Source organism: Bradyrhizobium sp. SZCCHNR1043, from assembly GCF_032489675.1.
Taxonomy (GTDB): Bacteria; Pseudomonadota; Alphaproteobacteria; order Rhizobiales; family Xanthobacteraceae; genus Bradyrhizobium.
This window is the reverse complement of record NZ_JAUEYN010000009.1, coordinates 311,104-337,522: the sequence shown is the minus strand read 5'-3', so window position 1 is coordinate 337,522 and position 26,419 is coordinate 311,104. Positions and strand designations below refer to the sequence as shown.

Annotated in this window: 24 protein-coding genes; 10 read left to right on the top strand and 14 right to left on the bottom strand. The window is 66.5% G+C overall.

Annotation, left to right across the window (positions count from 1 at the left end):
• Positions 1-181 precede the first annotated feature (181 nt).
• Both QX039_RS18125 and QX039_RS18120 read left to right on the top strand, forming a co-directional pair.
• The gene (locus tag QX039_RS18125) at positions 182-610 is read left to right on the top strand and encodes a hypothetical protein (protein ID WP_315750476.1); all 429 of its coding nucleotides are present in this window, start codon (positions 182-184) and stop codon (positions 608-610) included.
• A 774-nt stretch (positions 611-1,384) separates the two neighbouring features.
• Positions 1,385-2,422, top strand: a complete 1,038-nt coding sequence (locus QX039_RS18120; RefSeq protein WP_316219517.1) for an OmpA family protein — start codon at positions 1,385-1,387, stop codon at positions 2,420-2,422.
• Positions 2,423-2,666: 244 nt separating this feature from the next.
• Here QX039_RS18120 and argG read toward each other — a convergent pair whose 3' ends face one another.
• The 5 genes from argG to QX039_RS18095 all read right to left on the bottom strand — a co-directional run bounded on the left by argG (position 2,667) and on the right by QX039_RS18095 (position 7,524).
• Positions 2,667-4,004: an argininosuccinate synthase gene (gene argG / locus QX039_RS18115; protein WP_315740452.1), complete on the bottom strand. Its 1,338-nt coding sequence runs from the start codon at positions 4,002-4,004 to the stop codon at positions 2,667-2,669.
• 112 nt (positions 4,005-4,116) lie between these two features.
• Positions 4,117-4,896 (bottom strand): phosphatase PAP2 family protein, encoded by a 780-nt coding sequence (locus QX039_RS18110; RefSeq protein ID WP_315740453.1) that lies wholly within the window; start codon positions 4,894-4,896, stop codon positions 4,117-4,119.
• A gap of 46 nt (positions 4,897-4,942) precedes the next feature.
• Positions 4,943-5,428, bottom strand: a complete 486-nt coding sequence (locus tag QX039_RS18105) for a hypothetical protein (protein WP_315740454.1) — start codon at positions 5,426-5,428, stop codon at positions 4,943-4,945.
• A 157-nt stretch (positions 5,429-5,585) separates the two neighbouring features.
• Positions 5,586-6,797: a 23S rRNA (adenine(2503)-C(2))-methyltransferase RlmN gene (gene rlmN / locus QX039_RS18100; RefSeq protein ID WP_315740455.1), complete on the bottom strand. Its 1,212-nt coding sequence runs from the start codon at positions 6,795-6,797 to the stop codon at positions 5,586-5,588.
• A gap of 115 nt (positions 6,798-6,912) precedes the next feature.
• Positions 6,913-7,524 carry an invasion associated locus B family protein gene (locus tag QX039_RS18095; protein ID WP_315740456.1) on the bottom strand — a complete coding sequence of 204 codons (612 nt, stop codon included), beginning with the start codon at positions 7,522-7,524 and terminating at the stop codon, positions 6,913-6,915.
• 264 nt (positions 7,525-7,788) lie between these two features.
• Between QX039_RS18095 and QX039_RS18090 the strand changes: the two genes are divergently transcribed.
• From QX039_RS18090 to QX039_RS18080, 3 genes are all read left to right on the top strand, one after another.
• The gene (locus tag QX039_RS18090; protein WP_315740457.1) at positions 7,789-8,763 is read left to right on the top strand and encodes an NADPH:quinone oxidoreductase family protein; all 975 of its coding nucleotides are present in this window, start codon (positions 7,789-7,791) and stop codon (positions 8,761-8,763) included.
• A gap of 515 nt (positions 8,764-9,278) precedes the next feature.
• Positions 9,279-10,286: a hypothetical protein gene (locus QX039_RS18085; protein ID WP_315740458.1), complete on the top strand. Its 1,008-nt coding sequence runs from the start codon at positions 9,279-9,281 to the stop codon at positions 10,284-10,286.
• Positions 10,287-10,435: 149 nt separating this feature from the next.
• Entirely contained in the window at positions 10,436-11,614 is a 1,179-nt protein-coding gene (locus QX039_RS18080; RefSeq protein ID WP_315740459.1) for a TAXI family TRAP transporter solute-binding subunit, read from the top strand.
• A 129-nt stretch (positions 11,615-11,743) separates the two neighbouring features.
• On the opposite strand, the gene QX039_RS18075 is transcribed toward QX039_RS18080, so the two are convergent.
• Entirely contained in the window at positions 11,744-12,157 is a 414-nt protein-coding gene (locus QX039_RS18075) for a YkvA family protein (RefSeq protein ID WP_315740460.1), read from the bottom strand.
• A gap of 105 nt (positions 12,158-12,262) precedes the next feature.
• Positions 12,263-12,682: a 4a-hydroxytetrahydrobiopterin dehydratase gene (locus QX039_RS18070; protein WP_315740461.1), complete on the bottom strand. Its 420-nt coding sequence runs from the start codon at positions 12,680-12,682 to the stop codon at positions 12,263-12,265.
• Positions 12,683-12,941: 259 nt separating this feature from the next.
• On the opposite strand from QX039_RS18070, the gene QX039_RS18065 reads away from it, so the two are divergent.
• The gene (locus tag QX039_RS18065; protein ID WP_315740462.1) at positions 12,942-14,288 is read left to right on the top strand and encodes a TAXI family TRAP transporter solute-binding subunit; all 1,347 of its coding nucleotides are present in this window, start codon (positions 12,942-12,944) and stop codon (positions 14,286-14,288) included.
• A gap of 139 nt (positions 14,289-14,427) precedes the next feature.
• Entirely contained in the window at positions 14,428-15,999 is a 1,572-nt protein-coding gene (locus QX039_RS18060; protein ID WP_315740463.1) for an alkaline phosphatase D family protein, read from the top strand.
• 45 nt (positions 16,000-16,044) lie between these two features.
• On the opposite strand, the gene QX039_RS18055 is transcribed toward QX039_RS18060, so the two are convergent.
• Positions 16,045-16,419: a response regulator gene (locus QX039_RS18055; protein ID WP_315740464.1), complete on the bottom strand. Its 375-nt coding sequence runs from the start codon at positions 16,417-16,419 to the stop codon at positions 16,045-16,047.
• Positions 16,420-16,587: 168 nt separating this feature from the next.
• On the opposite strand from QX039_RS18055, the gene QX039_RS18050 reads away from it, so the two are divergent.
• The 3 genes from QX039_RS18050 to QX039_RS18040 all read left to right on the top strand — a co-directional run bounded on the left by QX039_RS18050 (position 16,588) and on the right by QX039_RS18040 (position 20,943).
• Entirely contained in the window at positions 16,588-17,349 is a 762-nt protein-coding gene (locus QX039_RS18050) for a Crp/Fnr family transcriptional regulator (protein ID WP_315740465.1), read from the top strand.
• Positions 17,350-17,745: 396 nt separating this feature from the next.
• Positions 17,746-19,572: a translational GTPase TypA gene (gene typA / locus QX039_RS18045; RefSeq protein WP_315740466.1), complete on the top strand. Its 1,827-nt coding sequence runs from the start codon at positions 17,746-17,748 to the stop codon at positions 19,570-19,572.
• Positions 19,573-19,698: 126 nt separating this feature from the next.
• The gene (locus tag QX039_RS18040; protein ID WP_315740467.1) at positions 19,699-20,943 is read left to right on the top strand and encodes an NAD(P)/FAD-dependent oxidoreductase; all 1,245 of its coding nucleotides are present in this window, start codon (positions 19,699-19,701) and stop codon (positions 20,941-20,943) included.
• A 99-nt stretch (positions 20,944-21,042) separates the two neighbouring features.
• Here QX039_RS18040 and QX039_RS18035 read toward each other — a convergent pair whose 3' ends face one another.
• The 6 genes from QX039_RS18035 to QX039_RS18010 form a co-directional block, all read right to left on the bottom strand.
• A complete protein-coding gene (locus QX039_RS18035) occupies positions 21,043-21,927 on the bottom strand; it encodes a LysR family transcriptional regulator (protein WP_315770616.1) in 885 nt (294 codons plus the stop codon).
• Between the two features lie 7 nt (positions 21,928-21,934).
• Positions 21,935-23,005, bottom strand: coding sequence for a YeiH family protein (locus tag QX039_RS18030; protein ID WP_409998829.1), 1,071 nt, complete (start codon positions 23,003-23,005; stop codon positions 21,935-21,937).
• Between the two features lie 137 nt (positions 23,006-23,142).
• A complete protein-coding gene (locus QX039_RS18025; protein WP_315740469.1) occupies positions 23,143-23,553 on the bottom strand; it encodes a thiol-disulfide oxidoreductase DCC family protein in 411 nt (136 codons plus the stop codon).
• Positions 23,553-24,881 (bottom strand): SDR family oxidoreductase, encoded by a 1,329-nt coding sequence (locus tag QX039_RS18020; protein WP_315740470.1) that lies wholly within the window; start codon positions 24,879-24,881, stop codon positions 23,553-23,555. Before QX039_RS18020 ends, QX039_RS18025 begins: the two co-directional genes overlap by 1 nt.
• A gap of 10 nt (positions 24,882-24,891) precedes the next feature.
• The gene (locus tag QX039_RS18015) at positions 24,892-25,359 is read right to left on the bottom strand and encodes a DUF2269 domain-containing protein (protein WP_315740471.1); all 468 of its coding nucleotides are present in this window, start codon (positions 25,357-25,359) and stop codon (positions 24,892-24,894) included.
• 9 nt (positions 25,360-25,368) lie between these two features.
• Entirely contained in the window at positions 25,369-26,271 is a 903-nt protein-coding gene (locus tag QX039_RS18010; protein ID WP_315740472.1) for an alpha/beta hydrolase family protein, read from the bottom strand.
• Positions 26,272-26,419: the final 148 nt, after the last annotated feature.

The window sequence follows — 26,419 nt, the reverse complement described above, 5'->3', positions numbered from 1 at the left end:
CTCCGACACCCAGCGCAATGCGATCCGCTCCTACCTGAAACAGGTTCGCGAGCTCCCGGACAAGGCGGCCGATCCCGTCGAGCGCCATCTATTCGAAGAACTCGATGTCGTCTGGGGCCAAGTACGATGATCAACAGCGAAACACTCTGCGCCCCTGGCGCGCAGTCATCTGCGTGAACCCATGGCCGCACTGTCGCACTTCCTCAATCTCGATCTCGTCCTGAAGTCGAAGTCCGACTTCTCGCCGCTGATCGCGCATCTGCATCAGAACGCGCATGTCCTGCATCATGAGGAGCATGAGCAGGAGTTTCTGCTGGTGCTGGAGATCAACGATACAGGATCCCCGCATCCGACCACATCCACCGAGCAATTCCTTACGCTGATCGAATCGCTGCCCCAGACCCCGAGGGAGCTGTGGGACAGCTGCACGTCGCGCACGTTCTCCTATGGCTTCGAAGGCGGCCGCGACTTCCCCGCGCTCGACACCACCATCCCCGCCGACCTGCTGCTGCGGATCGCAACGCTCGGCGCGGCTATCGGCATCACCGTGTATCCTTTTCGCAACCCACCCGGTCCCGAGCGCAAGGACGAACCAGATGCGCTCCCCTGACGGTCCCGCCGCCGCGGGCTGAGCCGCCACATTCGGCGCCGCCGCCTCCACGGGCCGAGCCGCCTGCACCTCCGCCGGCGCGTCCTGCGCCACCTGTTGCGGCTCCGCCGGTGCATACGCCGCCGCCTCCAGCGCCTCCGCCGGGGCCGCCGCGTGAGCCAGCACGTCCTGCGACTCCGCCTGCGCCCCCGCCGACGGCTGCTCCCGCGCGTCCAACGCCGCCCACGCCGCCCGTAGCCACGCCCGCCCCGCCACCTCCGCCGAGTCCGGCACCGAACCTGCGGCCGGGAACGCCGCCGTCAGCCGTGACACCCCCGCCTTCGTCGCCAGCGGCCTGGAACGCCGCCGCCCCCGGCTGGCGCGACGCCGCCCCATTCGCCGCCGGCCGCAAGCCCGTCGCCGCAGCCTTCCGCCGCGCCGACTCCCGCTCCGGGTGGACCGGCGCCGGGAGGCCGGCCGGGCGCTGGTGGCCCGCCGCCTGGCTCCCCGCAAGGCGGGCCCCCGCCGCGGGGTGCTCCCACCGCGCCGGCCGGGACGGTCGCGCCTGCTCCGGGAACCCCGCCGGCGCCACCCGCGCCTGCGGCCACCCAGACGCCGTCGCAGCAAGGAACGCCGTCCGGCAGCCCGACGCCCGGCGGACGTCCGGGGACGCCTCCAGGCGCTCCGGGTGCGCCGCCTCCAGCGGCAGGTCCCGGTGCTGCTGGACCGGGGCCGGGACCCGCCGGCGCGCCGCAGGCCGGTCCGGGCGCTGTGCCGCCCGCCGGACCCCCGGCCATGTCCAATCGGCCGCCGCCGCAGGTCACTGCGCCCATCCCGGCGCCGCCACCGCCGACGGCACAGCAGCTCACGCCGATCGCGCCGGGCGCGCCGATGGCTGGGCCGCAGCGGCTGGACGATTTCCGCGGCCAGCGCCGCGAGGTCCAGGAGGGCGGTCGCACGCTGATCTACGAGCCGGGACGCGTCATCGTGCGCGATCCGAGCGGCCAGTCCTTCGTGCGTCACGACGAGCTCGAGCGCTTCCGCTACGGCGCGCGTGACATCCGCGTGCAGCGGGAGGATCGCGGCGAGATGCGCACGGTGGTGATCCGCCCCGACGGTAGCCAGATCATCACGGTCACGGCCGCCGACGGCCGGCTGCTGCGCCGCATCCGCCGCGATATCGGCGGCCGCGAGATCATCATCATCGACAACGCCTATCGCGATCCCGCCGCGGTCGGCGGCTTCTATGTCGACCTGCCGCCGCCGGAGATCCGCATCCCCTACAACCGCTACATCGTCGACGCCGAGGAGGCGCCGCCGGATGTCATCTACGACACGCTGATCGCGCCACCGGTGGAGCGCGTCCAGCGCCGCTACTCGCTGGACGAGGTCCGCTACTCCCCGTCGGTGCGCCAGCTGATGCCGTCGATCGATCTCAACACGATCACCTTCGAAACCGGATCGTGGGAGATCGGTCCCGACCAGGTGGCGAAGCTGCAGGTCATCGCCGACGGCCTCAACCAGGCGATCCAGCGCAACCCGCGCGAGGTCTTCCTGATCGAAGGCCACACCGACGCGGTCGGCAACGAGACCGACAATTTGTCGCTCTCGGACCGCCGAGCCGAATCGGTCGCCACGCTGATGACGCAGCAGTTTGGCGTCCCCGCGGAGAATCTGACCTCGCAGGGCTATGGCGAGCAGTATCTGAAGGAGCAGACGCAGGGGCCGAGCCGCATCAACCGGCGCGTCACGGTCCGCCGCATCACGCCGCTGCTCAATGGCGGCCAGGCCGCGCTGCCGCCGCCGCCTCCGGGCGTGGCACCGCCGCGCTGAGGTTGCGCCAGATCTAAAAGTGAAAATGGCCGGGAGCGATCCCGGCCATTTTTGTAAGTGGCAATCCGTTTCGTCCTGTTCGGTGTCGTCCCCGCGAACGCGGGGACCCATACTCACAGGATCCAGTTTTGCGACGGCTGGAGCCGCAGCCGGCTCTCACCATGTCAGTCGGTGGATATGGGTCCCTGCGTTCGCAGGGACGACAGCGGTGGAGACGGCGCGGATTGCGCTCGACAGCTCCAACTCAGCTCTTGTCGTGGCCGAGCTGGAAGATCTCCGCGCCTTCCGATCCCGACAGCAGGCCCGTATCCGAATAGAGCTTCAGCTTGGTGCGGGTGTCGGTGATGTCGAGATTGCGCATCGTCAGCTGGCCGATGCGGTCGGCAGGCGTGAAGGCGGCGTCCTCGACCTTCTCCATGCTCAGCCGCTCCGGCTGGTAGGTCAGGTTGGGGCTCTCGGTGTTGAGGATCGAGTAGTCGTTGCCGCGGCGCAGCTCCAGGGTCACCTCACCGGTGACGGCGCGCGCTACCCAGCGCTGCGCGGTCTCGCGCAGCATCAGGGCCTGCGAATCGAACCAGCGGCCCTGATAGAGCAGGCGACCGAGGCGCATGCCGCTGATGCGGTACTGCTCGATCGTATCCTCGTTGTGGATGCCGGTGACGAGCCGCTCATAGGCGATGTGCAGCAGCGCCATGCCCGGCGCCTCGTAGATGCCGCGGCTCTTGGCCTCGATGATGCGGTTCTCGATCTGGTCGCTCATGCCGAGACCATGACGGCCGCCGATCGCGTTGGCCTCCAGGAACAGCGCCACGGGATCGCTGAAGGTCTGCCCGTTCAACGCGACCGGCTGCCCCTCCTCGAAGCGGACCACGACCGTCTCCGGCTTCACGGCGCAATCCTCGCGCCAGAACGGCACGCCCATGATCGGATTGACGATGCGGATGCCGCTGCTGAGGCTCTCGAGATCCTTGGCCTCGTGGGTGGCGCCGAGCAGATTGCTGTCCGTCGAATACGCCTTCTCGGCGCTCATCTTGTAATTGAAGCCGTTGGCGGTCAGGAACGCCGACATCTCGGCGCGGCCCCCGAGCTCGTCGATAAACTGCTGGTCGAGCCAGGGCTTGTAGATCTTGAGATTGGGATTGGTGAGCAGGCCGTAGCGGTAGAACCGCTCGATATCGTTGCCCTTGTAAGTCGAGCCGTCGCCCCAGATGTTGACGCCGTCCTCCTTCATCGCGGCGACCAGCATGGTGCCGGTGACGGCGCGGCCGAGCGGCGTGGTGTTGAAATAGGTGATGCCGCCGGTCGAGATGTGGAAGGCGCCCGACTGAATCGCGGCGATGCCCTCATGCACCAGCTGAGTGCGGCAATCCACGAGGCGCGCCTTCTCGGCCCCGAAGCCCACCGCCTTGCGCGGGATCTCGTCGTAGTCGGACTCATCGGGCTGCCCGAGATTGGCCGTGTAGGCAAAGCAGCGCGCGCCCTTCTGCTTCATCCAGAGCAGCGCGGCGCTGGTGTCGAGGCCGCCGGAAAAGGCGATGCCGACTTTCTCGCCCTTGGGCAGGCTTTTCAGGATCGTGGTCATGGGAGAGTCCAACCGTGTTTGTGGCTGCGCCGTTCAGAAATTCGGGCGCGAATAACAGATTTTGCGTTGCTGGGCACGCCTTTAATGGCGACTGAGCGTGACCGGCCCGCGCTCAGGCCGCGGGGCTGGTATCCGCCGTACGGCGGCCGAACAGCCGGCGCATCAGGCGGAAGCCCGGCCAGGCGAAGCGGGTCAGGGCGGCGTCGATGCCGGCGTCGGTGAGGCGGGTGGACGGCCAGCGGTAGATGTAGCCGTGCAGCAGCCAGATCACGATGAAGGTGACGAGGCCGGCGGCGGCGATGTCGGTGAGGAAGTGGCCGCCGAAGGCCATCCGCAACACCGAGGTGGCGAGGCCGAACAGGACAGCGGCGCCGTAGGCGACGGGCCGGATCGCCGGCGGCGTCAGCGCGGCCGGCGCCAGGGTCCAGAATGCGGTGGCACCCTCACCAGAGAAGAACGAGCAGTTGCGGCCGCAGCCGCCGCGCGGATCCCACCACGGCACGAACTGCATGTCGCCGCCGAACTCGGCCACGACAACCGGGCGCGGCCGGCCCCAATAGGATTTGAAGGTGAAATTGGTGAGCACGCCGGCCGAGAGCGACAAGGTCAGCAGCAGGAACGCCATGGTGCGGCCCTTCACCAGCAGGGGCCGGTCGGGACGGATGAGCTTCACCACCAGCGCAACGATGGACGGCAGCGCGATGCCCCAGGCGAGCCACATCGCGGCATCGCGCGCGAACGCGGCATAGCCGTCGAGCTTCAAGGGGAAGCTGCGCGTGCGCGGATCGTAGAACAGCGCGGCCAGCTTGAGATCGAGCTCGGGATAGACGCCGAACAGCACGCCGATGACGAGCGCGAGCGACAATGCGATGAAGAGGCCAGTCCGGTTCATGACGCGCGGTTTAGCGAAAGCAGGTGGCGATGGAAAGGCCGGCGGCTCAACGTGGCGATCCCGACGGCAATGGTGGCGGTGGCGGCAGACGCGGCGGCGGCTCGCGCCAGCGGCCGGCGTTGCGCCCGGCAATCAGCCAATAGACTAGTCCGCCGACGATGCCGGCGCCGGTCAGGATCTCGAGATGGCGGCGCACGATGCCTTCGAAGCGGAAGGTCTCGGGATCGAACGGGACGAGACCGAGATAGCAGGCTGCGCCGACCACCCCGCCGCCGATCGCATAAGCAACCACGCTGCGGATCGAGAACGCCTCGGTGATCAGTGAGATCAGCAGCGCCGGGATCAGCGCGAAGCCCGACACGAAGATGAAGCCGAAGCCGATGATGACCTCGAACGCGCCCTGATCGATCGGGCCGTTGCCGAGATCGGCGAACTCCGGAAACAGGATCGCGGTCACGACGATCAGCCCCGCGAGGAAGCACGCGCCGAGAAAGGCGAAAGCGATCACGAAGAGACGGCCAATCAGCGCCATGGCTTTAGACCCGTGTTACCCAAGCGAGGCCCCGCTTTCTTCGCCCGTCATGGCCCGGCTTGAGCCGGCCATCCATCATTCAGTCGATGAATTGATGGGTGGCCGGGTCAAGCCCGGGCATGACGATCTTGTTCGGAGATGCAGCCGCGATCAATCATCAATCCGTCATCGCCATCGCGCGCAGTGCCTGACGCTCCCGCGCGGACAGCTTCTCCGTCTCCGACTTCAACTGGCCGCAGGCGGCGAGGATGTCGCGGCCGCGCGGCGTGCGCACCGGCGAGGAGTAGCCGGCGTTGAAGACGTATTCGGAGAACTTCTCGATCTGCTCCCAGTCCGAGCACTCATAGGCCGAGCCGGGCCAGGGATTGAACGGGATCAAATTGATCTTGGCCGGGATGCCCTTGAGCAGCTTGACCAGCAGCCTGGCGTCATCGAGCGAATCGTTGACGCCCTTGAGCATCACATATTCGAAGGTGATGCGCCGCGCGTTGGAGGCGCCCGGGTAGTCGCGGCAGGCCTGCAGCAGCTCTTGGATCGGATATTTGCGATTCAGCGGCACCAGTTCGTTGCGCAGCTCGTCGCGCACGGCGTGCAGCGAGATCGCCAGCATCACGCCGATCTCCTCGCCGGCGCGCTTGATGTTCGGCACCACGCCCGAGGTCGACAGCGTGATCCGGCGGCGGGAGATGCCGATGCCCTCGTTGTCCGAGACGATCAGCAGCGCGTCGCGCACCGCATCGAAATTGTACAGCGGCTCGCCCATCCCCATCATGACGATGTTGGTGATCAGCCGGTTGCCGAGCGGGGTCTCGCGGTCGGCCCAGTCGTTCAACCGGTCGCGCGCCACCATGACCTGGCCCACGATCTCGCCCGCCGTGAGGTTGCGGACCAGCCGCTGCGTACCGGTATGGCAGAACGCGCAGTTCAGCGTGCAGCCGACCTGCGACGAGACGCACAAGGTGCCGCGATCGGTCTCGGGGATGTAGACGCACTCGACCTCGTGGGCCTTCTGCAGATCGTCGCCGCTCGGCAGCCGCAGCAGCCATTTGCGGGTGCCGTCGTTGGAAATCTGTTCGGCCACGACCTCGGGACGGTCGACCGTGAAACGTTCGGAAAGCGCGGTGCGCGTGTCCTTCGACACGGATGTCATCTCGTCGAACGACCTGGCGCCGCGGAAATAGATCCAGTGCCATAGTTGCTGTACCCGCATCTTCTGCTGCCGCTCGGGCACGCCGATGTCGCCGAGCCTGGCCGCCAGCTCCGCGCGCGACAGGCCGATCAGCGAAGGTTTCGCCGGCGGGACGTAGGTTTCGAGCGGAGTCTTTTCGAGGGGCGCGGAGGAATCGCGCAGCCCGGCAGTCGTTGCCATGTCGATGGGCCCAAAGTGCTGCCCGGCCGCGGCGGCCGAAGGCTTTCAGCGCGCATATATAACGATCCGGCCGGCAAATGCGACCCGCCCGGCGAGCGGTATCGGCGGCTGCCGTCTACCGGCGGCAATCCTGCGCGATGCGGTCGAGCGCCTGGGCCAGGCCCTTCATTGAGAACACGTCGGTGGTTTCCGTGCCCTTGACCGAGACGCCCTTGACCACCGCCTCGGGCGCCTTGCGCATGGCATCGACCATCCGCTCTTCCTCGGCGGCGTTCTTGATCCAGAGCCCGTCGCCCTGGGTATACATGGCGTAGGAGGCGCCGCCGACCTCCACCGCGGCGTCGGATCCGGGCTTCAGCGCATAGCCGATCATGATCGAGACCTCGTTGAAGACCTTCTCGGAGGGCCGCGTCGACACGAAGGCATAGGCAGGATCGCGCGGACGGTTGGGCGGATTGGTCTTGGAAGATGTCGGCTTGGCCAGCGCGAAGCAAACCTTCTTGCCGCCGGGCATCGCGGTATAGGCGCCCCAGCCGCCGAACTGTCCGATCAGCGTCGGTTCCGCCCCCCCGATATTCGGGACGGCTGGCTTCGGTTCCGATTTCGGTGCCGCCTTCGATTGCGGAGCGGCGGCCCTCGGCGCAGCGCTCTGTGCCGCAGCGAGGCTCGGTGCTCCGAACAGCAGCACGCTGCCGACCAGCGTTGTCAACAATCGCCCGAACAACATGATACGTTGAGTTCCCCCGCGACTTCGTTCCACCAATATTGTGACTGGAAAATGGCTCGGAATCGCTGATCCTTGGTCGCGATGGATAGCGGCTAAACGCTTCGCTTGCAAAGGCCGCAGACCTGGATTGTCCGGCGCTCCGCGTCCTCGAACCGGCGCCGCGCACATGCCGCGGCCTCATGATGATTGTGGCGCGGCGGCAAATCCGGCATGACGTTCCCAAAGCCGGACCTCCGATCCGGCACCAACGACCAAGGAGCGCCAATGAAAGCCATTCTCTGCTCGCAATTCTGCCAGCCCGACGATCTCGTCCTCACCGAGGTGCCCGATCCGGTGGCCGGTCCCGGCGAGGCTGTGATTGCGATCAAGGCGGCGGCGCTGAACTTCTTCGACATCCTGATGATCCAGGGCAAGTACCAGATCAAGCCGCCGTTCCCGTTCTCGCCGGGTGCGGAGGTCGCGGGTATCATCGAAAGCGTTGGCGATGGCGTCACCGACCTGAAGGTCGGCGACCGTGTCGTCGCCTCCTGCGGCCATAACGGCGCGCGCGAGAAGATCGCGCTGCCAGCAGCGTCGATCGTCAAGATTCCGGACAATCTCGATTTCGACCGCGCCGCCGGCATCATCATCATCTACGGCACTGCGCTGCATGCGCTGGAGGATCGGGCCAGTCCGAAGCCGGGCGAGACCTTGGCCGTGCTCGGCGCGGCCGGCGGCACCGGCCTTGCGGCGTGCGAGCTGGGCAAGCTGATGGGGTTGAAGGTCATCGCCTGTGCATCTTCGGACGAGAAGCTCGAATTCGCCAGGCAGCACGGCGCGACGCTGACGCTGAACTACGCCAAGGAGGATCTCAAGGAGGGGCTGCGGCGGCTCACCGACGGCAAGGGCGCCGACATCATCTTCGATCCCGTCGGTGGCACCTACGCCGAAGCCGCGCTGCGCTCGATCGCCTGGGAGGGCCGCTTCCTGGTGATCGGCTTCGCCGCCGGCGACATCCCGAAAATGCCGCTGAACCTCGCGCTGCTAAAGGGCTGTGATATCCGCGGCGTGTTCTGGGGCGCCTGGACCCGACTCAACCCCGCCAAGAACCGCGCCAACCTTGAAAAGCTCGTGCGGTGGACCGCAGAGGGCAAGCTGTCGTCGCATGTCGACCGCACCTTCCCGCTGGCGCAGACCGCCGATGCCTTGAAGGTGCTCGCCGGCCGCCAGGCGATGGGCAAGGTGATCCTGCACCCTTGAGGACGTGCGATGAAGGCGCCCGGGGTGCGTATCCCCGGGGTAGCCTCGCCCTGATCCGCGCAACCAAACCGAGCAGAGCCCTGCCTGCTCCGCGGACGGATTGCTCGAGCCGGCCCGAGGTCGCTGTGACGTCCTCGCGCTGCGAGGCGCCGCAAATTTGTTCTGCGGGTTGCCGCGCCGGCGTCACGGATTCGCAACCGGAAGCAGAAAATCCGAAAACGAGCGTTTCTTGGTTAACGCAACCGAGCCACATTGTGGCATGGTAAATTGTAGGGCTTGGCTGTTGTTATTTCGACGTTTCTGGATTTGGTGCGGTGCGATGTCGCACTCGCGTTGCCACAATCAGATCAAAATATTTCCAGAATCATGCCGGCTCTCGTCCACTTTTAGTCGGATTCAATTAGTCAATTAGTTGTCGGCAGTGGGGTGCCTCTGGCAATCGTGACGTGTCTCGAGCTTCTGACGGGCTTGGGACCAAAAGTATGTTGCGTGAAGTTGAGATGGGGATGAAGGCCATGGCTGAGCGGACGACGCGCGGGCGTTTCAACAACAGAACTCCTTCGGAGCCTGACTTCAGGCCTTTCCCCGATGAACTCCCTCAGGAGCGCCCACCGAACTATCGTTTCGGCCGGTCGACCCAGGACAACTATCCAAACGACGAATCGATGCCGATGTTCCTCTCTGAGTATGAGAGCGGCAATCAGATCGACAGCACGCATTTCGAGGACCAGTGGCCGGTGCGGACCCGCCGCGTGTCGGTCTCGTCCCGGATTCTTCTCGCCGTGGTGGCTGCGGCCGGCGTCGCGGTGCTCTTCGCGCTTGTCACCTCGGATGCGACGCGCGACCTGATCGCCAGTGCCAAGGCTTCCATCATCGGCGCCACGCCGGATCCTACGGCCCCGCCGCAGGCCACCAACACGCAGCTCACCGCGCGCGACATGCAGCTGAACGAGCCGGCGCGACTGCCGCCCGAGCCGCCGGCTGCTGCGGCGCCGGTGCAGACGGCAGCCGTGGCCCCGACGCGTGACGACATCGCCAACGCCTACCAGACAGCGCTGCAGAATCGTAGCGTGACGCAGCCCGCGCCGGTTGCAGCACCACCGAGCTTCGCCACGGCACCGTCCGCGCCGGCCCCGAGCGCGATGGAGCCATCCTCGATCAATTCGCCTGGCGCGGGATCGGCAATCGTTGCACCCGGCCTCGGCGCCGTGACCGCTGCTCCGCCGCCCGCGCAGGTCCGCCGGCTCGATCCCGACGAGCTCGCGGGCATCATGAAACGCGCCAAGAGCCTGCTGGCGGCGGGCGACATCCCGCCGGCGCGACTGCTGCTGGAGCGCGCCGCCGAGGCGCAAGAACCGGCCGCGGCGCTGATGCTTGCGCAGACCTACGATCCGCACGTGCTGGGAACGAAGGACATCCGCAACATCAATGCCGATCCGGCTGCGGCGCGCAACTGGTACCGCCGCGCCGCCCAGCTCGGCTCGACCGAAGCGCAGCGCAGGCTCGATCAGTTGCAGAACTGAACGCTCGTGACGGCAGCGATGCCGCCCCGTTTCATTTTTTTGTTTCACGCGTGATTTTCGAGTCCGTTCATGGGCGACGCCAGGTGAGACTTGGTGCTGCCCGCGTTCCGGCTCGTAAACATGTGCCAACCTTACATCGAGGGGGACAGATGCGACGTGTTGTTGGAGCGGCCGTAGCCGCAATGATGATGATAGCGTGCGGCTTTGCTGCCCACGCCGAGGAAGGCGAGTTCGACCCCGCCAAGGTGAGCGACAGCCTCAAGGCGATCTTCCAGTTCGGCTCGGTGCAGACCAAGCAGGCGCTGAACGCCAACACGGTGACGCTCATCACCGGCACCATCGGCGGCACCTATGTGCAGTTCGGCGCCGATCTGGCCTCGCTGCTCGATGACGGCAACAATCTGCGCGTCTTGCCGATCGTCGGCCGCGGCTCGGTCCAGAGCGTGGCCGACATCCTGTTCCTGCAGGGTGTCGATCTCGGCATCGTCCGAGCCGACACGCTCGACTATCTCGAGCGCAAGGGCTTCGCCAAGGACATCAAGCGGCAGTTCACCTACGTCACCAAGCTCTACAACGAGGAGATGCAGGTCATCGCGCCACGCGCGGTGCGCACGCTGCGTGACCTCGAAGGCCGCCGGGTCAGCGTCGACCTGCCGAATGGCGGCACCTTCGTCACGGCGCTGACGGTGTTCGAGCGGTTGGGCCTGCGCGCCAACTTCGCCTATATCGAGCAGCGCATCGCGATGGAGAAGCTGAAGCGCGGCGAGCTCGATGCCGTCATCGTGGTCGGCGGCAAGCCCTACAAGTCGGTCAGCACCTTCGTCAACGACGGGCGCTTCCATCTCGTCAACGTCGATTACGATCGACCGCTGCAGACCGACTACCTGCCGGCGACCCTGACCGCGAAGGACTATCCGAACCTGATCGCCGAGGGCGAGAAGGTCGACACGATCGCGGTGCCGGCCGTGCTCGCCGCCTATAATTGGGCGCCGAACACCGACCGCTATCGCAAGCTCGCGACCTTCGTCGATGCCTTCTTCACCAAATTCCCGGCATTCCAGAATCCGCCGTTCCATCCGAAGTGGAAGGAGGTCTCGCTGTCGGCGCCGCTGGCCGGCTGGCAGCGGCTGCCGTCCGCGAGCAAATGGCTGGAGAGCCATGCCATGGAAGGCGCACAGCGCGACCGCTTCGATGACTTCCTGAAGCAGAGCAGCGCCGGCAGGGCGATGCCGAGCGAGGCCGACCGCGAGGCGCTGTTCAAGCAGTACCAGGCCTGGGAGGCCGAGAAGACCGGCAGCGCCCGCGCCCAGGCGCGCGGCCAGCGCTGAGCTCGTAGCGTTCAACGAGGTCCCATCAGGAGAAAAGCCCCGCGAACGCGGGGCTTTTTGCTGTCGTTTGCCGTTGTGCCCTTCCGAGGCGCTGACTGCGGGAACCCGGCTTGCCGGCCCAAGCCGCCGTCAGCCGATATTCTCGCCGTCCTTCGCGACGTCAGCGTTCTTGTCTGCCGCCAGCCGCGCGAGTACGGCGCGGGCCGCGGCATGATGGTCGGGCGTGATGTTCGAGGCGACCATGCGGATGGCGGTGGCGAGCACCGCCGCGTCGTCGGTGAAGCCGAGGATGGGCAACACGTCAGGCATGAAGTCGAACGGCACGACGAAGTAGGCGATGGCGCCGAGCAGGGCGACCTGGACGTGCCGCGGTGTCTCCTTGTCGAAGGCGCAGTAATACGCCGCAAGCAGCTCCTCGGCGAACGGCAACCGCGCGACAACCGTCTTGAACTTGATCCAGAAACGGCGGCGAAGGGTCTCGCGATCCCGGGCCAGCCGCTCCGCGGGCTCGAAGCCAACGTTGTAGTCGGTCGCATCCGACATGATGTCCGATCTCCGGTTCCAGACGGCGCTGGAGGCGCGGTCCTCGCCCTCGGATGTGGTGATGGCGACGCCGGCCGCAAGGCGCGTGCCGTCGTCGCCAAGGCCTCAGCCGCGCATCGTCGCGGCGATCGCATTCATCGCCTTGGCGAGCTCGATGTCGCGCATGGTCACGCCGCCTGCGTCATGGGTCGTGAGGACCACCTCGACGGTGCGGTAGACGTTGCGCCACTCGGGATGATGGTCGTGCTTCTCGGCGACCAGCGCGACCCGGGTCATGAAGCCGAACGCTTCGTTGAAGTTCTTGAACGTGAAGGTGCGGGCGATGGCCTCGCGGCCCTCCAGCTCGGACCAGTCGGGAAGCTCCCGCAGGGCGGTGGCGCGTGCCTCCGCCGACAATCGTTGCGGCATCTCGATCTCCTCTTGTGGTGCAATCGACCGGACACGTGGCAGCGTCCGGGCGATTGCGGGGCTACCTCCGGCTGGATCGCGCCGGTGTCCGGTTGCCAAGACTAGCCGAAAACGCATCCCGATCAGAGCCTTGTCACAGGCGCCATGCCGGAGGGGCTCGGAACTGCCCCGATCCTGCGGTGGACTGGTGCGGTGGTAACCATGACGCAGATGTCACCCCGGGCGGACAAGAAATTTGCTACAGTTCAGCTCTATCGAAGGACGACGTGGCCAGACGAAGCCGCCGGTGGCGTCGCCCGGCCCTGGGACCACCGGAGGACGGAATCTGGTAGATACTCAGACCACGCCAGCGCAGCGCTCACGGATGCGCCCTGCCGTGTTCATCGTCATCGCCGGGATCCTCGCGGTCGTCGGCGCTTTGACGGGTGCCTACTATTTTGCGATGCGTCCCGTGGTGCTCAAGATCGCGGTCGGTCCGCCCAACAGCGACGACCTCAAGGTCGTCCAGGCCCTGACCCAGGCCTTTTCCCAGTCGCACGCCTCCGTCAGGCTGCGGCCGGTTCCGACCGAGGGCGCCGCCGAGAGCGCGCAGGCGCTGGCCGCCGCCAAGGTGGATCTTGCGATCGTGCGGGGTGACCTCGAGGTCCCAAAGAACGCACAGGCGGTAGCGACGCTGCGCAAGAACGTCGTCGTCCTCTGGGTGCCCTCGTCCGGCAAGGGCAAGAGCCGCAAGGGTGGCGCCAAGATCACGAAGATCTCGCAGCTCGCGGGCCACAAAGTCGGCATCATCGGCCGGACGCCGGCGAACGCGAACCTGCTGAAGGTCATCCTGCGCCAATATGGCGTCGACCCCGGCAAGGTCGAGATCGTCCAATTCCCGATCACCGAGGCCGCCGAAGCGGTCCGAAGCCAGAGGGCCGATGTCTATCTGGCGGCCGGTCCCATCAACAGCAAAATCACGGCGGATGCGATCGCCGCCGCTACCAAGGAGGGCGGCCCCCCCACCTTCCTGGCCATCGATTCCGCCGGAGCCATCGCACAGAACCATCCCGAATACGAGGCCACCGAGATTCCGGCCGGCGCGTTCGGCGGGGCGCCCGATCGCCCTGAAGATGAAGTGAAGACGATCAGCTTCAATCACCACATCGTGGCACGCAAGGGCCTCGCCGAATCGACGGTCTCGACGTTCACGCATCAGCTGTTCTCGGTGCGCCAGCAGCTGATGTCGGAATTTCCGCTTGCCGCCAAGATCGAGACGCCGGACACCGACAAGGACGCCGCGATCCCCGTCCATCCCGGCGCGGCGGCCTTCGTCGACGGCGAGGAGAAGACCTTCCTCGACCGCTACAGCGACTACATCTGGTGGAGCCTGATGGCGCTTTCGGCGATGGGCTCGGCCGGCGCGTGGTTCGCCGGCTATCTCAAGCGCGACGAACGCACCATCAACACCTCGCTGCGCGATCGTCTGCTGGAGATGATCACGATCGCGCGCAAGTGCGATTCGACCGAGGAGCTCGATCAGCTCCAGGCCGAGGCCGACGAGATCCTGCGCAACACGCTGACCTGCTTCGAGGACGGCGCGATCGAGCACGCGGCGTTGACCGCGTTCAACATCGCGCTCGAGCAGTTCCACAACGCGGTGGCCGATCGCAAGCTCATCCTGATGAGCATGCCCGCCAATCTGCAGCGCACCGGCGCGCAGTTGCGTGCCGCCGGCACCTGAGGTCTGCCACGCTCCCCTTGCGGCGGTGTCGCGCACTGCCCAAGACGCCGCGTGTAATTCCAGCGTCATCAATCTTTTCTAGGTCTGCCGGGCCGTGGCTCGCGCCTGCTCCCGCGCGCGATCCGACCAGGAGATCCGCATGACGCTTCGCATTCCTCGACCGCGCACAGCCCTGTCCCGCCGCCGCTTCCTGTCGACAGCCGCCGCAGCCGGCGTCACGACGCTGGCGATGCCCTATCTGAGCCGCGCCGCCGACCGGCCGCAGATCACGCATGGCGTGCAGTCCGGCGACGTTGGCATGGATGGCGGCGTGGTCTGGGCGCGTGCCGACCGGCCGTCGCAGATGCTGGTCGAGGTGGCGACCACCGAGTCGTTCAAGGACGCGCGTACGCTGCCTCCGGTCGCCGCACTTCCGGAAAGCGACTTCACGGCCAAGATGCTGATCGACGGTCTGCCCAGCGGCCAGGACATCTTCTACCGCGTCAAGTTTCGCGACCTTTCGCATGTCGCGGTCGAAAGCGAGGCCGCGCTTGGCCGCTTCCGCACCGCGCCCGGCAACAAGCGCGACGTCTCGTTCGTCTGGGGCGGCGACGTGGCGGGGCAGGGCTGGGGCATCAATCCCGACGATGGCGGCATGTTCACCTTCTCGACGATGAAGAAGCACCGCCCGGACTTCTTCCTGCATTCCGGCGACACCATCTATGCCGATGGCCCGATCAAGTCCGAGGTGAAGCTGCCGGACAACAAGGTGTGGAAGAACCTCACCGTGGAAGAGAAGGCGAAGGTCGCCGAAACGCTCGACGAGTTCCGTGCCGCTCACAAATACAATTTCCTCGACGAGAACGTCCGCGCCTTCAATGCCGAGGTGCCGATCTTCGTGCAGTGGGACGATCATGAGGTCACCAACAACTGGTCGGCCTCCAAGGAGCTGCCGGCCAGCTACAAGGAGCGCAACATCCAGCTGCTCGCGGCCCGCGCGGCGCGCGCCTTCCACGAGATGTATCCGATGCGCGAGAGCATCATCGAGCCGGGCCGAGTCTATCGCACCATCAACTATGGCCCGCATCTCGACGTGTTCGTGCTCGACGAGCGCAGCTACCGCGGCGCCAACGGTCCCAATCTCGAGGACAAATATGGTCCGGCGTCCTACTTCATCGGGCCGGAGCAGATGCGCTGGCTGAAGCAGGCGCTGCTCAATTCGCGCGCGACCTGGAAGGTGATCGCCTCCGACATGCCGCTCAGCATCATCGTCTATGACGACGCGGCCAACAAGAAGGGCTCGGAAGCGGTTGCCCAAGGGGACGGCCCGGCGCGCGGCCGCGAGCTCGAGATTGCCGAGATCCTGCGCTTCATCAAGACGGCGCCGATCCAGAACACGGTGTGGCTGACGGCGGACGTGCACTACGCGGCCGCGCACTATTACGATCCGAACAAGGCGCAGTTTCAGGACTTCGAGCCGTTCTGGGAGTTCGTCTCCGGTCCGCTGCATGCCGGCACGTTCGGTCCGAACGAGCTCGACAACACCTTCGGCCCCGAGGTGCGCTTCATCAAGGCGCCGGGCCTCGATAAGCAGAACCTGCCGCCATCGGCCGGCATGCAGTTCTTCGGCCACGTCAAGATCGAGGGCGCCACGGGCCAGATGACCGTGACCCTGCGCGATCGCGCCGACGTCGCGCTGTGGTCGACCACGCTCGATCCGAAGCTCGGCTGAGGTCTCGTTGTTCGGCGGCAAGACGATCGCGTGCTGCGACGGCAACTAGTCGCGTCGGCGCAGCACCGCCTCCAGCGCGTCGGTCGGGCAAGGCTTCGGCAGCCGTGGCCGGTCGGCGAACGCGGCCGGCACGCGGTCGGCGCCATAGCCGGTGGAGAAGGCGAAGGGAATGCCGAGCGCCGTTAGCCGCTCGGCAATCGCAAAGCTCTTTTCGCGGACCAGGCCGACATCGAGCAATGCGAATTGCGGGGCGCGCTCCGCGATCATGGCGAGCGCGGTCGCGACGTCGGCTGCGATCCTGATGTCGGGAACGCCGAGGTCGGTGATCGTGTCTTCCAATCCGAGCGCAATGATAGGGTCGTCTTCGACGACCAGCACATGTTGATAAAGCTCGGGCACGCTTGATTGCGAGCTGGTCATGGGATCTGCGGGTTCCAGGATGAGGGATGGGCGCCGCAGCCGGCGTCTCCTCTTGAGTGCGCTGGCGGGTTCCTGGAACCAAGGCAGCATATCAGAGTTCCTGTGTCGGTGCACTTGTGAACACAAGGAGCACGAATCACGCACATGCGTTGCGCGCGGGGGATGACGATGCTGAGCCAGGGTGTGACCACGCTGAACCGGGAACGGCCCCACAACAACCTGCTGCTGCGGCTGAGTCCGGCCGACTACGCGCTGATCTCGCCGTATCTGGTGGAGGACGAGGCAACGCCGAACGATCTGCTCTACAATCCCGGGGACGATGTGCAGATCGTGCATTTTCCCTGTGGGCCGGCGCTCACGTCCTATCTCGTCCCCAATGAGGACGGCCGCGACGTCGAGACCATCCTGGTCGGCCGCGAGGGCGCCGTCGGCGGCATCGTCAGCGAGGGCTTCCTGCCGGCCTATACGCGGATCGTCGTCAAGTTCGGCGGCCCGTTTGCACGGCTGCCACTGTCCCGCCTAGCGGCCGCCAAGCTGCAATCCAAGACGCTCCGCAACGTGTTCGCGCGCTACGCCGATTGCATGCTGGCACAGATGTTCCAGTCGACCGCCTGCAACGCGATTCATTCGATCGAGCAGCGGACGGCGAAGTGGATCGTGGCCGCGATGGACCGCACCGACGGCGAGCCGATCGTGCCGCTGACGCATGAGCAGCTGGCGACGCTGCTCGGCGTCGGCCGCAGCTATGTCAGCCGGGTCGTCCAGACCTTCCGAGCCGAGGGCATTCTCGAAACCCGCCGCGGCGCCTTCATGGTGCGCGACTTCGACGCGCTGAAGCGCCGCTCCTGCCTGTGCAACGAAGCCGTGAAGACCCATTTCGAGGAGGTCCTGCGCGGCGTCTATCCGACCGAGCAGGCCGCGACGGGCTGAGCCCGCAGGCGTTTTTTACTTTCCGCGCATAGACGCAGCCGACGGCTGTCAGCGCTGGTCCTCGTGGGATCGCCGGTCGGAGTGGTTGGTCTCGTCTTCTACCGCGCCGCCCGGAAGCGTGCGGTCGCGGAGGCGTTAGCCAGCCGCTCGGAAACCGCTCCTCGTTCCTGAAAGCAGTCATTGTTTTTTGGCATTTTCTGCCTATATTGCGCCGCAACGCGTGAGGTCTGCCCGGTCGATTGGCCGGGCTTCCTATTTGGGGCTGCCGGCCCCTGCCGCCGAACGAGTTTCGCGAGCGCGCGTCGTAAAGCTAACAGCTTGATTCGACTATAACAAAGCGCGCGCCCCGCCGGGGACAGAGCACGGGCTCTTGAGAAAGCTTAGAAGACACCGACCATGAATCTTCGCAACATCGCCATCATCGCCCACGTCGACCACGGCAAAACCACCCTGGTTGACCGTCTCCTGCAGCAGTCGGGTACCTTCCGCGAGAACCAGAAGGTTGCCGAGCGCGCCATGGACTCGAATGACCTGGAGCGCGAGCGCGGCATCACCATCCTGGCCAAGGCCGCCTCGGTGCAGTGGAAGGACACCCGCATCAACATCGTCGACACCCCCGGCCACGCCGATTTCGGCGGCGAGGTCGAGCGCATCCTGAACATGGTGGACGGCGCCCTGGTGCTGGTCGACGCCGCCGAGGGCCCGCTGCCGCAGACCAAGTTCGTGGTCTCCAAGGCGCTCAAGGTCGGCCTCAAGCCGATCGTCGTCATCAACAAGGTCGACCGTCCCGACGCCCGTCCGACCGAGGTCATCAACGAGGTGTTCGACCTGTTCGCCGCACTCGACGCGTCCGAGGAGCAGCTCGACTTCCCGATCCTGTACGGGTCGGCCAAGCAGGGTTGGATGGCCGAGAGCCCGGAAGGTCCGAAGGACGCCGGGATGCAGCCGCTGTTCGACCTGGTGCTGCGCCATGTGCCGGCGCCGTCGGTCGAAGAGGGGCCGTTCCGCATGATCGGCACCATCTTGGAGGCCAACAACTTCCTGGGGCGCATCATCACCGGCCGCATCACCTCGGGCAGCATCAAGCCCAACCAGGCCGTGAAGGTGCTGAACGCCGAGGGCAAGGTCGTCGAGCAGGGCCGTATTTCCAAAATTCTCGCGTTCCGCGGCATCGAGCGCGTGCCGCTCGACGAGGCCGAGGCCGGTGACATCGTCGCCATCGCAGGCCTGACCAAGGGCACCGTCGCCGACACGTTCTGCGATCCCTCGGTCGAGACTCCGCTCCCGGCGCAGCCGATAGACCCGCCAACCGTGTCGATGTCCTTCATCGTCAACAACTCGCCGCTGGCGGGCACCGAAGGCGACAAGGTCACGAGCCGCATGATTCGCGACCGCCTGCTGCGCGAGGCCGAGGGCAATGTCGCGCTGCGCGTGGTCGAATCCGCCGACAAGGACGCCATGGAAGTGTCGGGCCGTGGCGAATTGCAGCTCGCGATCCTGATCGAGACCATGCGCCGCGAAGGCTTCGAGCTGTCGGTGTCGCGTCCGCGCGTGGTGCTGCAGAAGGACGAGGCCACCGGCGCGTGGCTGGAGCCGATCGAGGAGGTCGTGATCGACGTCGACGAGGAGCATTCCGGCGTCGTCGTGCAGAAGATGAGCGAGCGCAAGTCCGAGATGATCGAGATGCGCCCGTCCGGCGGCAACCGCCTGCGGCTGGTGTTCTACGCGCCGACCCGCGGCCTGATCGGCTATCAGGGCGAGCTGCTGACGGACACCCGCGGTACCGCGATCATGAACCGCCTGTTCCACGGTTATGCCCCGTTCAAGGGCGAGATCGCCGGCCGCCGCAACGGCGTCCTGATCTCCAACGACCAGGGCGAGGCGGTGGCCTACGCGATGTTCAAGCTGGAGGACCGCGGCCCGATGATGATCGAGCCGGGCTGGAAGGTCTATCGCGGCATGATCGTCGGCGAGCACACCCGCGACAACGATCTCGAGATCAACGTGCTGAAGGGCAAGCAGCTCACCAACATCCGCACCACGTCGAAGGACGAGGCGGTCCGTTTGACGCCGCCGATCCGGATGACGCTGGAGAAGGCGCTGGCCTATATCGAGGACGACGAGCTGGTCGAGGTTACGCCGAAGTCGATCCGCCTGCGCAAGAAGCATCTCGATCCGAACGAGCGCAAGCGCGCCGAGAAACAGAAGGAAGCGGTGGCGTAATTTCCGCCCTCCATCCTCAAATGCGTCATGGCCGGGCTTGTCCCGGCCATCCACGTTTTGCGGCTTGCGAGGACGACGTGGATGCCCGGCACAAGGCCGGGCATGACGACGGAGTTGGATGAGCCAATGTCTTTCCCATCCTCCATCGACATCGCCATCATCGGCGCGGGTGCCGCGGGCCTCGGCGCCGCACATGCGCTGCAGGACAAGGGCGTCTCGTTCATCGTCCTGGAGGCCCTCGACCGCATCGGCGGCCGTGCTCACACCATCATGGCTTCGCCTGATGTCACCTTCGATCTCGGCTGCGGCTGGCTGCATTCGGCTGATCGCAACTCCTTCGTCGGCATCGCCGAGCGGCTTGCTTTCACGATCGACACCAGCCGGCCGCCCTGGCGCGACCAGGCCTATGACGCGGCATTTCCGCGCCACGAGCGCGAGGAGTTCTTGCGGGCGCTGGAGGCGTTCTTCACGCGCACCGCAGAGGCCGCCAAGAGTGGCCGCGATGCCCCGGCGAGCATCTGCCTGGAGCCCGGCAATCGCTGGAACGGCATGATCGATGCGATCTGCACCTATCTCAACGGCTGCGAGCTCGACCAGATGTCGCTGCTCGACTTCGAAGCCTATGAGGACACCGAGCTGAACTGGCGCGTTCGCCACGGCTATGGCGCGCTGGTCGCCGCCTATGGCGGGGGCCTGCCGATCGCCTTGAACTGCAACGTGACCCTGATCGATCACGGCGACAGGCGCATTCGCTTGACGACCTCGCGGGGCACGGTGACGGCCGACAAGGTCATCGTGACCGTGCCGACCAGTCTCATCGTCGACGAAGCGCTCCGCTTTTCGCCGGCCCTGCCGAGCAAGGTCGAAGCCGCCGCTGGCCTGCCGCTCGGTCTCGACAACAAGGTGACGCTGGCGCTCGACGGCTGGGAGCACCTGCCGAGGGATTCGGGCATGCGCGGCCGAAGCCACACCGCGCGGGTCGGCAGCTTCCAGCTGCGCCCGTTCGGCCAGCCCTGCATCGAAGGTTTTTATGGCGGCAGCTTCGCTCGCGAGATCGAAGTGGCGGGCGAGGGGGCCTTGGCGGCGCAGGCGATCGACGACATCGCGGCCCTGCTCGGCAACGACATCCGCAAGAGCCTCCGTCCGCTCGCCGAGTCCCGCTGGGGCGCCGACCCGTTCGCGCGCGGCGCCTATTCGCATGCACTGCCCGGACATGCCGACAAGCGCGCCGTGCTGGCCGCGCCGGTTGATGATCGGCTGTTCTTCGCCGGCGAGGCGACGCCCGTGGATTTCTTCTCGACCGCCCATGGCGCGCGCGACAGCGGCGAGCGCGCGGCGCGGGAAGCTCTGGCGTCAGTAACCAGGCGCTAGCACATCCACCGTCGTTGCGAGCACAGCGAGGCACTCCAGACTGTCACCGCGGTGGGATTTCTGGATCGCTTTCGCTGCGCTCGGGATGACCTGCCCCAATCAATGCGTCTCCCCCACCATCCGCAGAAACTCCCGTGCGGCCTGCGTCTGATGATGCTCTTTGTGGCGCAGGCTGTAGAAGTGCCGCTTGGGCAGCTCGATGTTGGCGACGGCGAGCAGCCCCGCCTTGACGGCGCGCATTGCCACCAGGCGCGACAGCACCGTGACGCCGGCGCCGGCTTCAACGGCGCCGCGCACGGCCTCGTTGGACGGCAGGTCGAACACCACATCGAGCTCGGCCGGGGTGATTCCGAAGCGGCCCAGCGCTGTTTCGAGCGCGGCGCGCGTGCCGGAGCCCTGCTCGCGCAACACCCAGCGTGCCGTCCTCAGGTCGCTGGTTGTCACCGACCTGCCGCGGCACAGCGGATGATCGATCGGGCCGACCAGCACCATGTCGTCCTCCGCGACCGGCTGGGCCGTGAGCACGGGATCGTCGACATCGCCCTCGACGAAGCCGAGATCGGCAGAGCCCTCGCGGACCTGGGTCGCAACCTGCTCGGTATTGCCGATCGATAGCTGCAGCTTGATCGCTGGATGCGCGGCATTGAAGCGGTGAATGAAGGCCGGCAGCCAATAGCCCGCGATGGTCTGGCTGGCCGCCAGCGCCAGCTGCCCCCGTTTCAGGCCGGCGAGATCGTTCAGCACGGTCTCGGCGGCGGCCGCGCGCGCCAGCACCGCCTTTGCTTCGACGAGAAACGCCTTCCCGGTCGCCGTGAGCACGATGCGGCGTCCGACGCGATCGAACAGCTTGGTCTCGTAGCGGGCTTCGAGCGCGGCCACAGCCGCCGATGTCGCCGACTGGGTCAAATTGAGGTCGCGGGCCGCCTGCGTGACGTGCTCGCGGGTCGCGACCGCCACGAAGATCCTGAGCTGTTCGAGCGTCACGTGCGTCCTATGTGGTCAGCTTCACCAGGGCCAGGCTCAAGCCTGCGATGAACAGGAAGGCGAGCAGGCCCAGCGCCAGCGGCCGCAGGCCCTTTGCCTTGAGCTTGGCGAAATCCGTTTCCAGTCCCATCGCGGCCAGCGCCATCGACAGCAGGAACGTGGTCGCCGTCACGATCACCGTCTTCATCTCGGCGGGTATGCTGATCACGCTGTTGAGGCCGACCAGCGCAATGAAGCCGAATACGAACCAGGGTAGCGGCGGCTGCGCATTGCTCCGGGTCTCGCCGCCATGGCGCGCACGCCGCGTTGCCAGCAGGCCGAGCGTGAGCACGACCGGCGCCAGCAGCATCACGCGGGCCAGCTTGGCGATGGTGCCGAACTCGCCGGCCTGCTGGCCCTGCTGAAACGCGGCCGCGACCACCTGGGCGATCTCGTGAATGGAGGCGCCGCTCCACAGGCCGAAGGCGTGCGCGTCGAGATGCAGCAGCGCCGGAAGCAGCGGATAGATGAACATTGCGATCGAGCCGAACACCGTGACGCAGGCCACCGCATAGGCGACGTCCTCGTCATGGGCGCGCGTGACCGTGTTGGTCGCGATCACGGCCGATGCGCCGCAGATCGAGGTGCCCGCGGCGATCAGCTCCGCCAGCTTGCGATCGATGCCGAGCAGCCGTCCCATCCACACCGTGAACACGAAGGTGCCGGTGAGGCTCAGCGCGATCACGGCGAGACCACGCGCGCCGACCTCGATGATCTGGGCGGCCGTCAGTTGCAGGCCGAGCAGGATGATCGCCAGCCGCAGCGCGCGGCGCATCGAGAAGGCGACGCCGGGCTTGGCTCGCGCCGGCGTGCCGATGACGTTATGCAGTGCCATCCCTGCCACGATCGCGAGGATCATCGGGCTGAACAGGCCGAGGCCCGGCACCAGGCGCAGCCCGAAGGCGCCGGCCGCGAGCGCCGCGGACAGCGCGAGCCCGGGCAGCAGCGTCGGTGCCCCCGGCGTCGCAGGCGCGTGGGCAGGTCGATGATGAATGGCAACGGGCGCATCGGCGATCAGATCATGCGACGGGGCAGCCATGGAAAACTCTCCCAAACAGGGTCTGGAGAGGAGAATTTCATGCTGCTATCAATCGATCCAACAGATTATATCGTATATATCATTCGATCAAATCGATCAATTCCTGGCTCGCTCCCGCGTCTCACCCGCGGATCGGATCACGACTCCAGCACCCGCCTCCGGAGCTCGGCATCGGGCACGAAGCAGGATTCGTATTTGCCGAAGATGCGGTAGCGGTTGCGCGCGACCAGGCTGTAGACCGCATCGCGCAGCGGCTTCGGGATGGCGCGCAGCGCGCGCGTCCAGCCCCAGCCCGGCAGGCTCGACAATACGGTCAGCGCAGCATCGGATTTCAGATGCGCCTTGCCGCCATGCACCACCGCATTGGTGTCGGGCTCCTGGGGATCGATGCCGAAGGCCTGCGCCAACCGGGTGCCGTAAGGCGACTGGATCGGCGTGAAGCGGAAGCGCTTTGCGGTGTCGCGCGCGATCACGAACTGCACCCAGCGGGAGCAGAACACGCAGACGCCGTCGTAGAGGATCACGTCGTCGTCGGGCCAGTGGGTCATCATCGATTGTCCATCATGAGCAGCGCGACCAGCATCAGCACGATCGCTGGTCCCGTCTTCACCAGCGCTCCGAGCGGCTCGAGCCAGAGGTCGGGCGTGAGGATCGCGCAGCCGAGCATGTAGCCGAGCGAGACGAGGATGCCGGCGGCGAGCCCGAATGCTGCGGTTCTGCGGAACGCGATCAATACGCCGACCGAGATGTCCACCATGCTGGTGATCGCCGCAAACGGGACGGCGAACCAGTCGGGCCAGCCGCGCGTGGTCAGGATCGCCGTGGTCGCGGGGAACGAGACCAACAGTGCGATGCTGCCGGACGCGACCCAGAACAACACCAAGCCGGCAATGATCAGCGCCTTGATCAGGAACAGGCGTGCGAACCATTTGTCCTGAATGGTGGCGCCATGCGTGCCCACGGCGTCGTCCAGCGTCGTCGGGGTAATGACGGTTGCCGCGATCCACGGGTCCGGATCGCCACGTACGCCCCTGCGCAATTCGGCGATCGCCGTGGTGCGCATCGGCGGCATCCAGCCGAGCCGGCTGCAGAGGTCACCGGCGAAAGCGCCGAGATTGATCAGCGGCGCGGGCACGGCAACGCGTGGCCAATCCATTGTGCCGAAACTGCGCCGAAACGCACCGAGCACGTCGCCAAGCGTCGCCGCCTCGGGCTGCATCAGGTCCCAGCTCACCGCGCGCGTCGCCTCGTCATCGATCGGCCGCATCGCGAGCCAGGCGATGGTCGCGGCGATGTCCGCGACCGCCACCGGCTGGAACGGTGTCGCCGCAACCTTCGCCGGCAGGTCGACCGGAAGCGCTGCCAGCGCGCGGACCATCGCGCTGCCGCCATAGGCCGATGGCGCGATCACGAAGCCCGGGCGCAGGATGGCGTAGGGAATGTCTGAGGATGCAATCAACTGCTCCGCCTCACGCTTGGTGGTCGCGAAGGCGGTGCGATCCTCATCGGCCGTGCCGGGGATCGAGATGTGGATGAAGCGCATGCGACGGCCGCAGGCCGTGATCGCTGCGAGCACGCGCGCGACGAACTCACGATGCACGGCCGTAGTGTCGCTGCCCGGGCCATCCTGCAGCACGCCGAGGCAGTTGACGACGACATCGATCTCGTGAGCGCGGATCAGACTCGCCAGAGCCGGCGCATCGAGCGCCATGATCGGCAGCTCGATGTCGAACGGTGACACGCGTTGTGATGGCGAGAACGCGCGCGCCACACCGACCGTCGCACAGCCACGCTGGCGCAGATCGTCGGTGATGAAGCGCCCGATCAGGCCGGAAGCGCCAAGCACAAGGATGCGGGGGTTGGTCGACGTGATCATGCGCGTCTCGTCAGAACGGCTTTGCGATCATCAGCCAGAGAATGGCCATGACCGCGCCGAAACCGGGGATGCCACACAGGAACCAGCGGCGGAAGACGATGAAGTAGCGCGGCGGCAGCTCCTCGGCGCCGACGTCCGCGAGGCGCGCCAGGTCGCGCAGCTCGATCTGCATGAAGATCACCGGCACCCAGAACAGCCCGGCGACCGCGTAGAGCGCGAGCGAGGTGAGCAGCCAGCCGTCAGTCACAGCGGTCGACGACAGCCACATCAGCGTGCCGCCCGTGACCGGCTGCAGCAACACCGCGGACAATGTGAAGAGCATGTCGGCGATCACGACCACGCCGGCGGTGCGAGCGATGAACGCGGCCTCGCCACTCAGATGCGCCATCAGCATGAAGAATGCGATCCCCGTGCCGGTGCCGAGAATGACGATGGCGCCGAGCACGTGCAGATATTTGACCAGGAAATACAGCGTCATCGTGTCCTGCTAGTTCGGCGGCACCGGATGCGTCGATCGACGTGTCGTTGTCAGCGCCCTCGACAGCAAATCCGCCGCCAGTGCCACGCCGTCGTCGTGCTCGATCATCCAATGCCCCTCCTCGCCGGAAGGTGGCAACAGGTTGAAGCCCGCCTGGCCTCCAGCCGACGTGAAGGCATCCGCAAGCCGACGCGAAAGCGGTGGTGGAAAGTAGCTGTCATTGGCCGCAACCAGCCACGTGACCGGCGCGCGCGCGCCGCGTCCGAATGCGCGGGCCGTATCAAGCAGGCGCGCCTCTGCACAGACACGCCCGGGCACGTCGTCGGCATGCCCGCCACGGCCGGGCGCGAACACGACGATTGCTGAGACGATCTGCGGCGGCTGATCGGCGAGTGCCAGCGCGCCCCAGCCGCCGGCCGAATGGCCGATGATGACGGCGCCGCCCTTCGCGGCGAACGGCTGCTCGCGCATGTCCGCGAGCGCGCGCAAAATCTGCGCCGCCGTCGCGCGTCCTGCTCTCTCGTAGTCCGCGTCGGCGCAGCCGCCCTGGTCTTCGACGTAGGGACCGCCCGTGCGGCCGTGCCCGAGCCGCTCCGGGACCAGCACGGCATAGCCCCGCCCCACCAGGAGACGCGCCAGCGCCGTGTAGGTGGGCTGCGGCAGCTGTGCCCGCCACAGCGGATTCTGCGTCGAGGCATGCGCGATCACGGCCAGCGGAAACGGCCCGTGGCCGGCAGGCCGATAGAGGATCGCATGCGCGGGAATTTCGGTCTTGATGGACGGTATCAGCCATTGCTGCCGGCGCGCCGGCTCGGCTTCGGGCGACGCGGGACCGAACGGCTGTGCCGTTGCGTCGGCTGCCGACAGGACGAGCAGTGCGAGCAACCATGAGACGCAGCGAAGCAGCACCATTCAGCCGAACGAGAAGATGTTGAGCTTGCGCCACACTAGCCCACGCCGCGGCCGGTCAGATGCAGTTTTTCCCGCGACGTATGAAACAGCGGTGACAGGACACCACCGGCGCCCGACAATGTTGCGAAATTGTCCCTTTTCGGCACAG

Coding starts and splice junctions, on each gene's coding strand:
- QX039_RS18110 (WP_315740453.1), bottom strand. CDS start 4,896: ATGAACCGGACTGGCCTCTTCATCGCATTGTCGCTCGCGCTCGTCATC.
- QX039_RS18030 (WP_409998829.1), bottom strand. CDS start 23,005: ATGGCTGCCCCGTCGCATGATCTGATCGCCGATGCGCCCGTTGCCATT.
- QX039_RS18055 (WP_315740464.1), bottom strand. CDS start 16,419: ATGACCAGCTCGCAATCAAGCGTGCCCGAGCTTTATCAACATGTGCTG.
- QX039_RS18050 (WP_315740465.1), top strand. CDS start 16,588: ATGCTGAGCCAGGGTGTGACCACGCTGAACCGGGAACGGCCCCACAAC.
- QX039_RS18075 (WP_315740460.1), bottom strand. CDS start 12,157: ATGTCGGATGCGACCGACTACAACGTTGGCTTCGAGCCCGCGGAGCGG.
- QX039_RS18060 (WP_315740463.1), top strand. CDS start 14,428: ATGACGCTTCGCATTCCTCGACCGCGCACAGCCCTGTCCCGCCGCCGC.
- QX039_RS18090 (WP_315740457.1), top strand. CDS start 7,789: ATGAAAGCCATTCTCTGCTCGCAATTCTGCCAGCCCGACGATCTCGTC.
- QX039_RS18070 (WP_315740461.1), bottom strand. CDS start 12,682: ATGCGTTTTCGGCTAGTCTTGGCAACCGGACACCGGCGCGATCCAGCC.
- QX039_RS18020 (WP_315740470.1), bottom strand. CDS start 24,881: ATGATCACGTCGACCAACCCCCGCATCCTTGTGCTTGGCGCTTCCGGC.
- QX039_RS18025 (WP_315740469.1), bottom strand. CDS start 23,553: ATGACCCACTGGCCCGACGACGACGTGATCCTCTACGACGGCGTCTGC.
- QX039_RS18125 (WP_315750476.1), top strand. CDS start 182: ATGGCCGCACTGTCGCACTTCCTCAATCTCGATCTCGTCCTGAAGTCG.
- QX039_RS18120 (WP_316219517.1), top strand. CDS start 1,385: ATGTCCAATCGGCCGCCGCCGCAGGTCACTGCGCCCATCCCGGCGCCG.
- QX039_RS18015 (WP_315740471.1), bottom strand. CDS start 25,359: ATGACGCTGTATTTCCTGGTCAAATATCTGCACGTGCTCGGCGCCATC.
- QX039_RS18010 (WP_315740472.1), bottom strand. CDS start 26,271: ATGGTGCTGCTTCGCTGCGTCTCATGGTTGCTCGCACTGCTCGTCCTG.
- QX039_RS18085 (WP_315740458.1), top strand. CDS start 9,279: ATGGCTGAGCGGACGACGCGCGGGCGTTTCAACAACAGAACTCCTTCG.
- QX039_RS18080 (WP_315740459.1), top strand. CDS start 10,436: ATGCGACGTGTTGTTGGAGCGGCCGTAGCCGCAATGATGATGATAGCG.
- argG (WP_315740452.1), bottom strand. CDS start 4,004: ATGACCACGATCCTGAAAAGCCTGCCCAAGGGCGAGAAAGTCGGCATC.
- typA (WP_315740466.1), top strand. CDS start 17,746: ATGAATCTTCGCAACATCGCCATCATCGCCCACGTCGACCACGGCAAA.
- rlmN (WP_315740455.1), bottom strand. CDS start 6,797: ATGGCAACGACTGCCGGGCTGCGCGATTCCTCCGCGCCCCTCGAAAAG.
- QX039_RS18105 (WP_315740454.1), bottom strand. CDS start 5,428: ATGGCGCTGATTGGCCGTCTCTTCGTGATCGCTTTCGCCTTTCTCGGC.
- QX039_RS18040 (WP_315740467.1), top strand. CDS start 19,699: ATGTCTTTCCCATCCTCCATCGACATCGCCATCATCGGCGCGGGTGCC.
- QX039_RS18095 (WP_315740456.1), bottom strand. CDS start 7,524: ATGTTGTTCGGGCGATTGTTGACAACGCTGGTCGGCAGCGTGCTGCTG.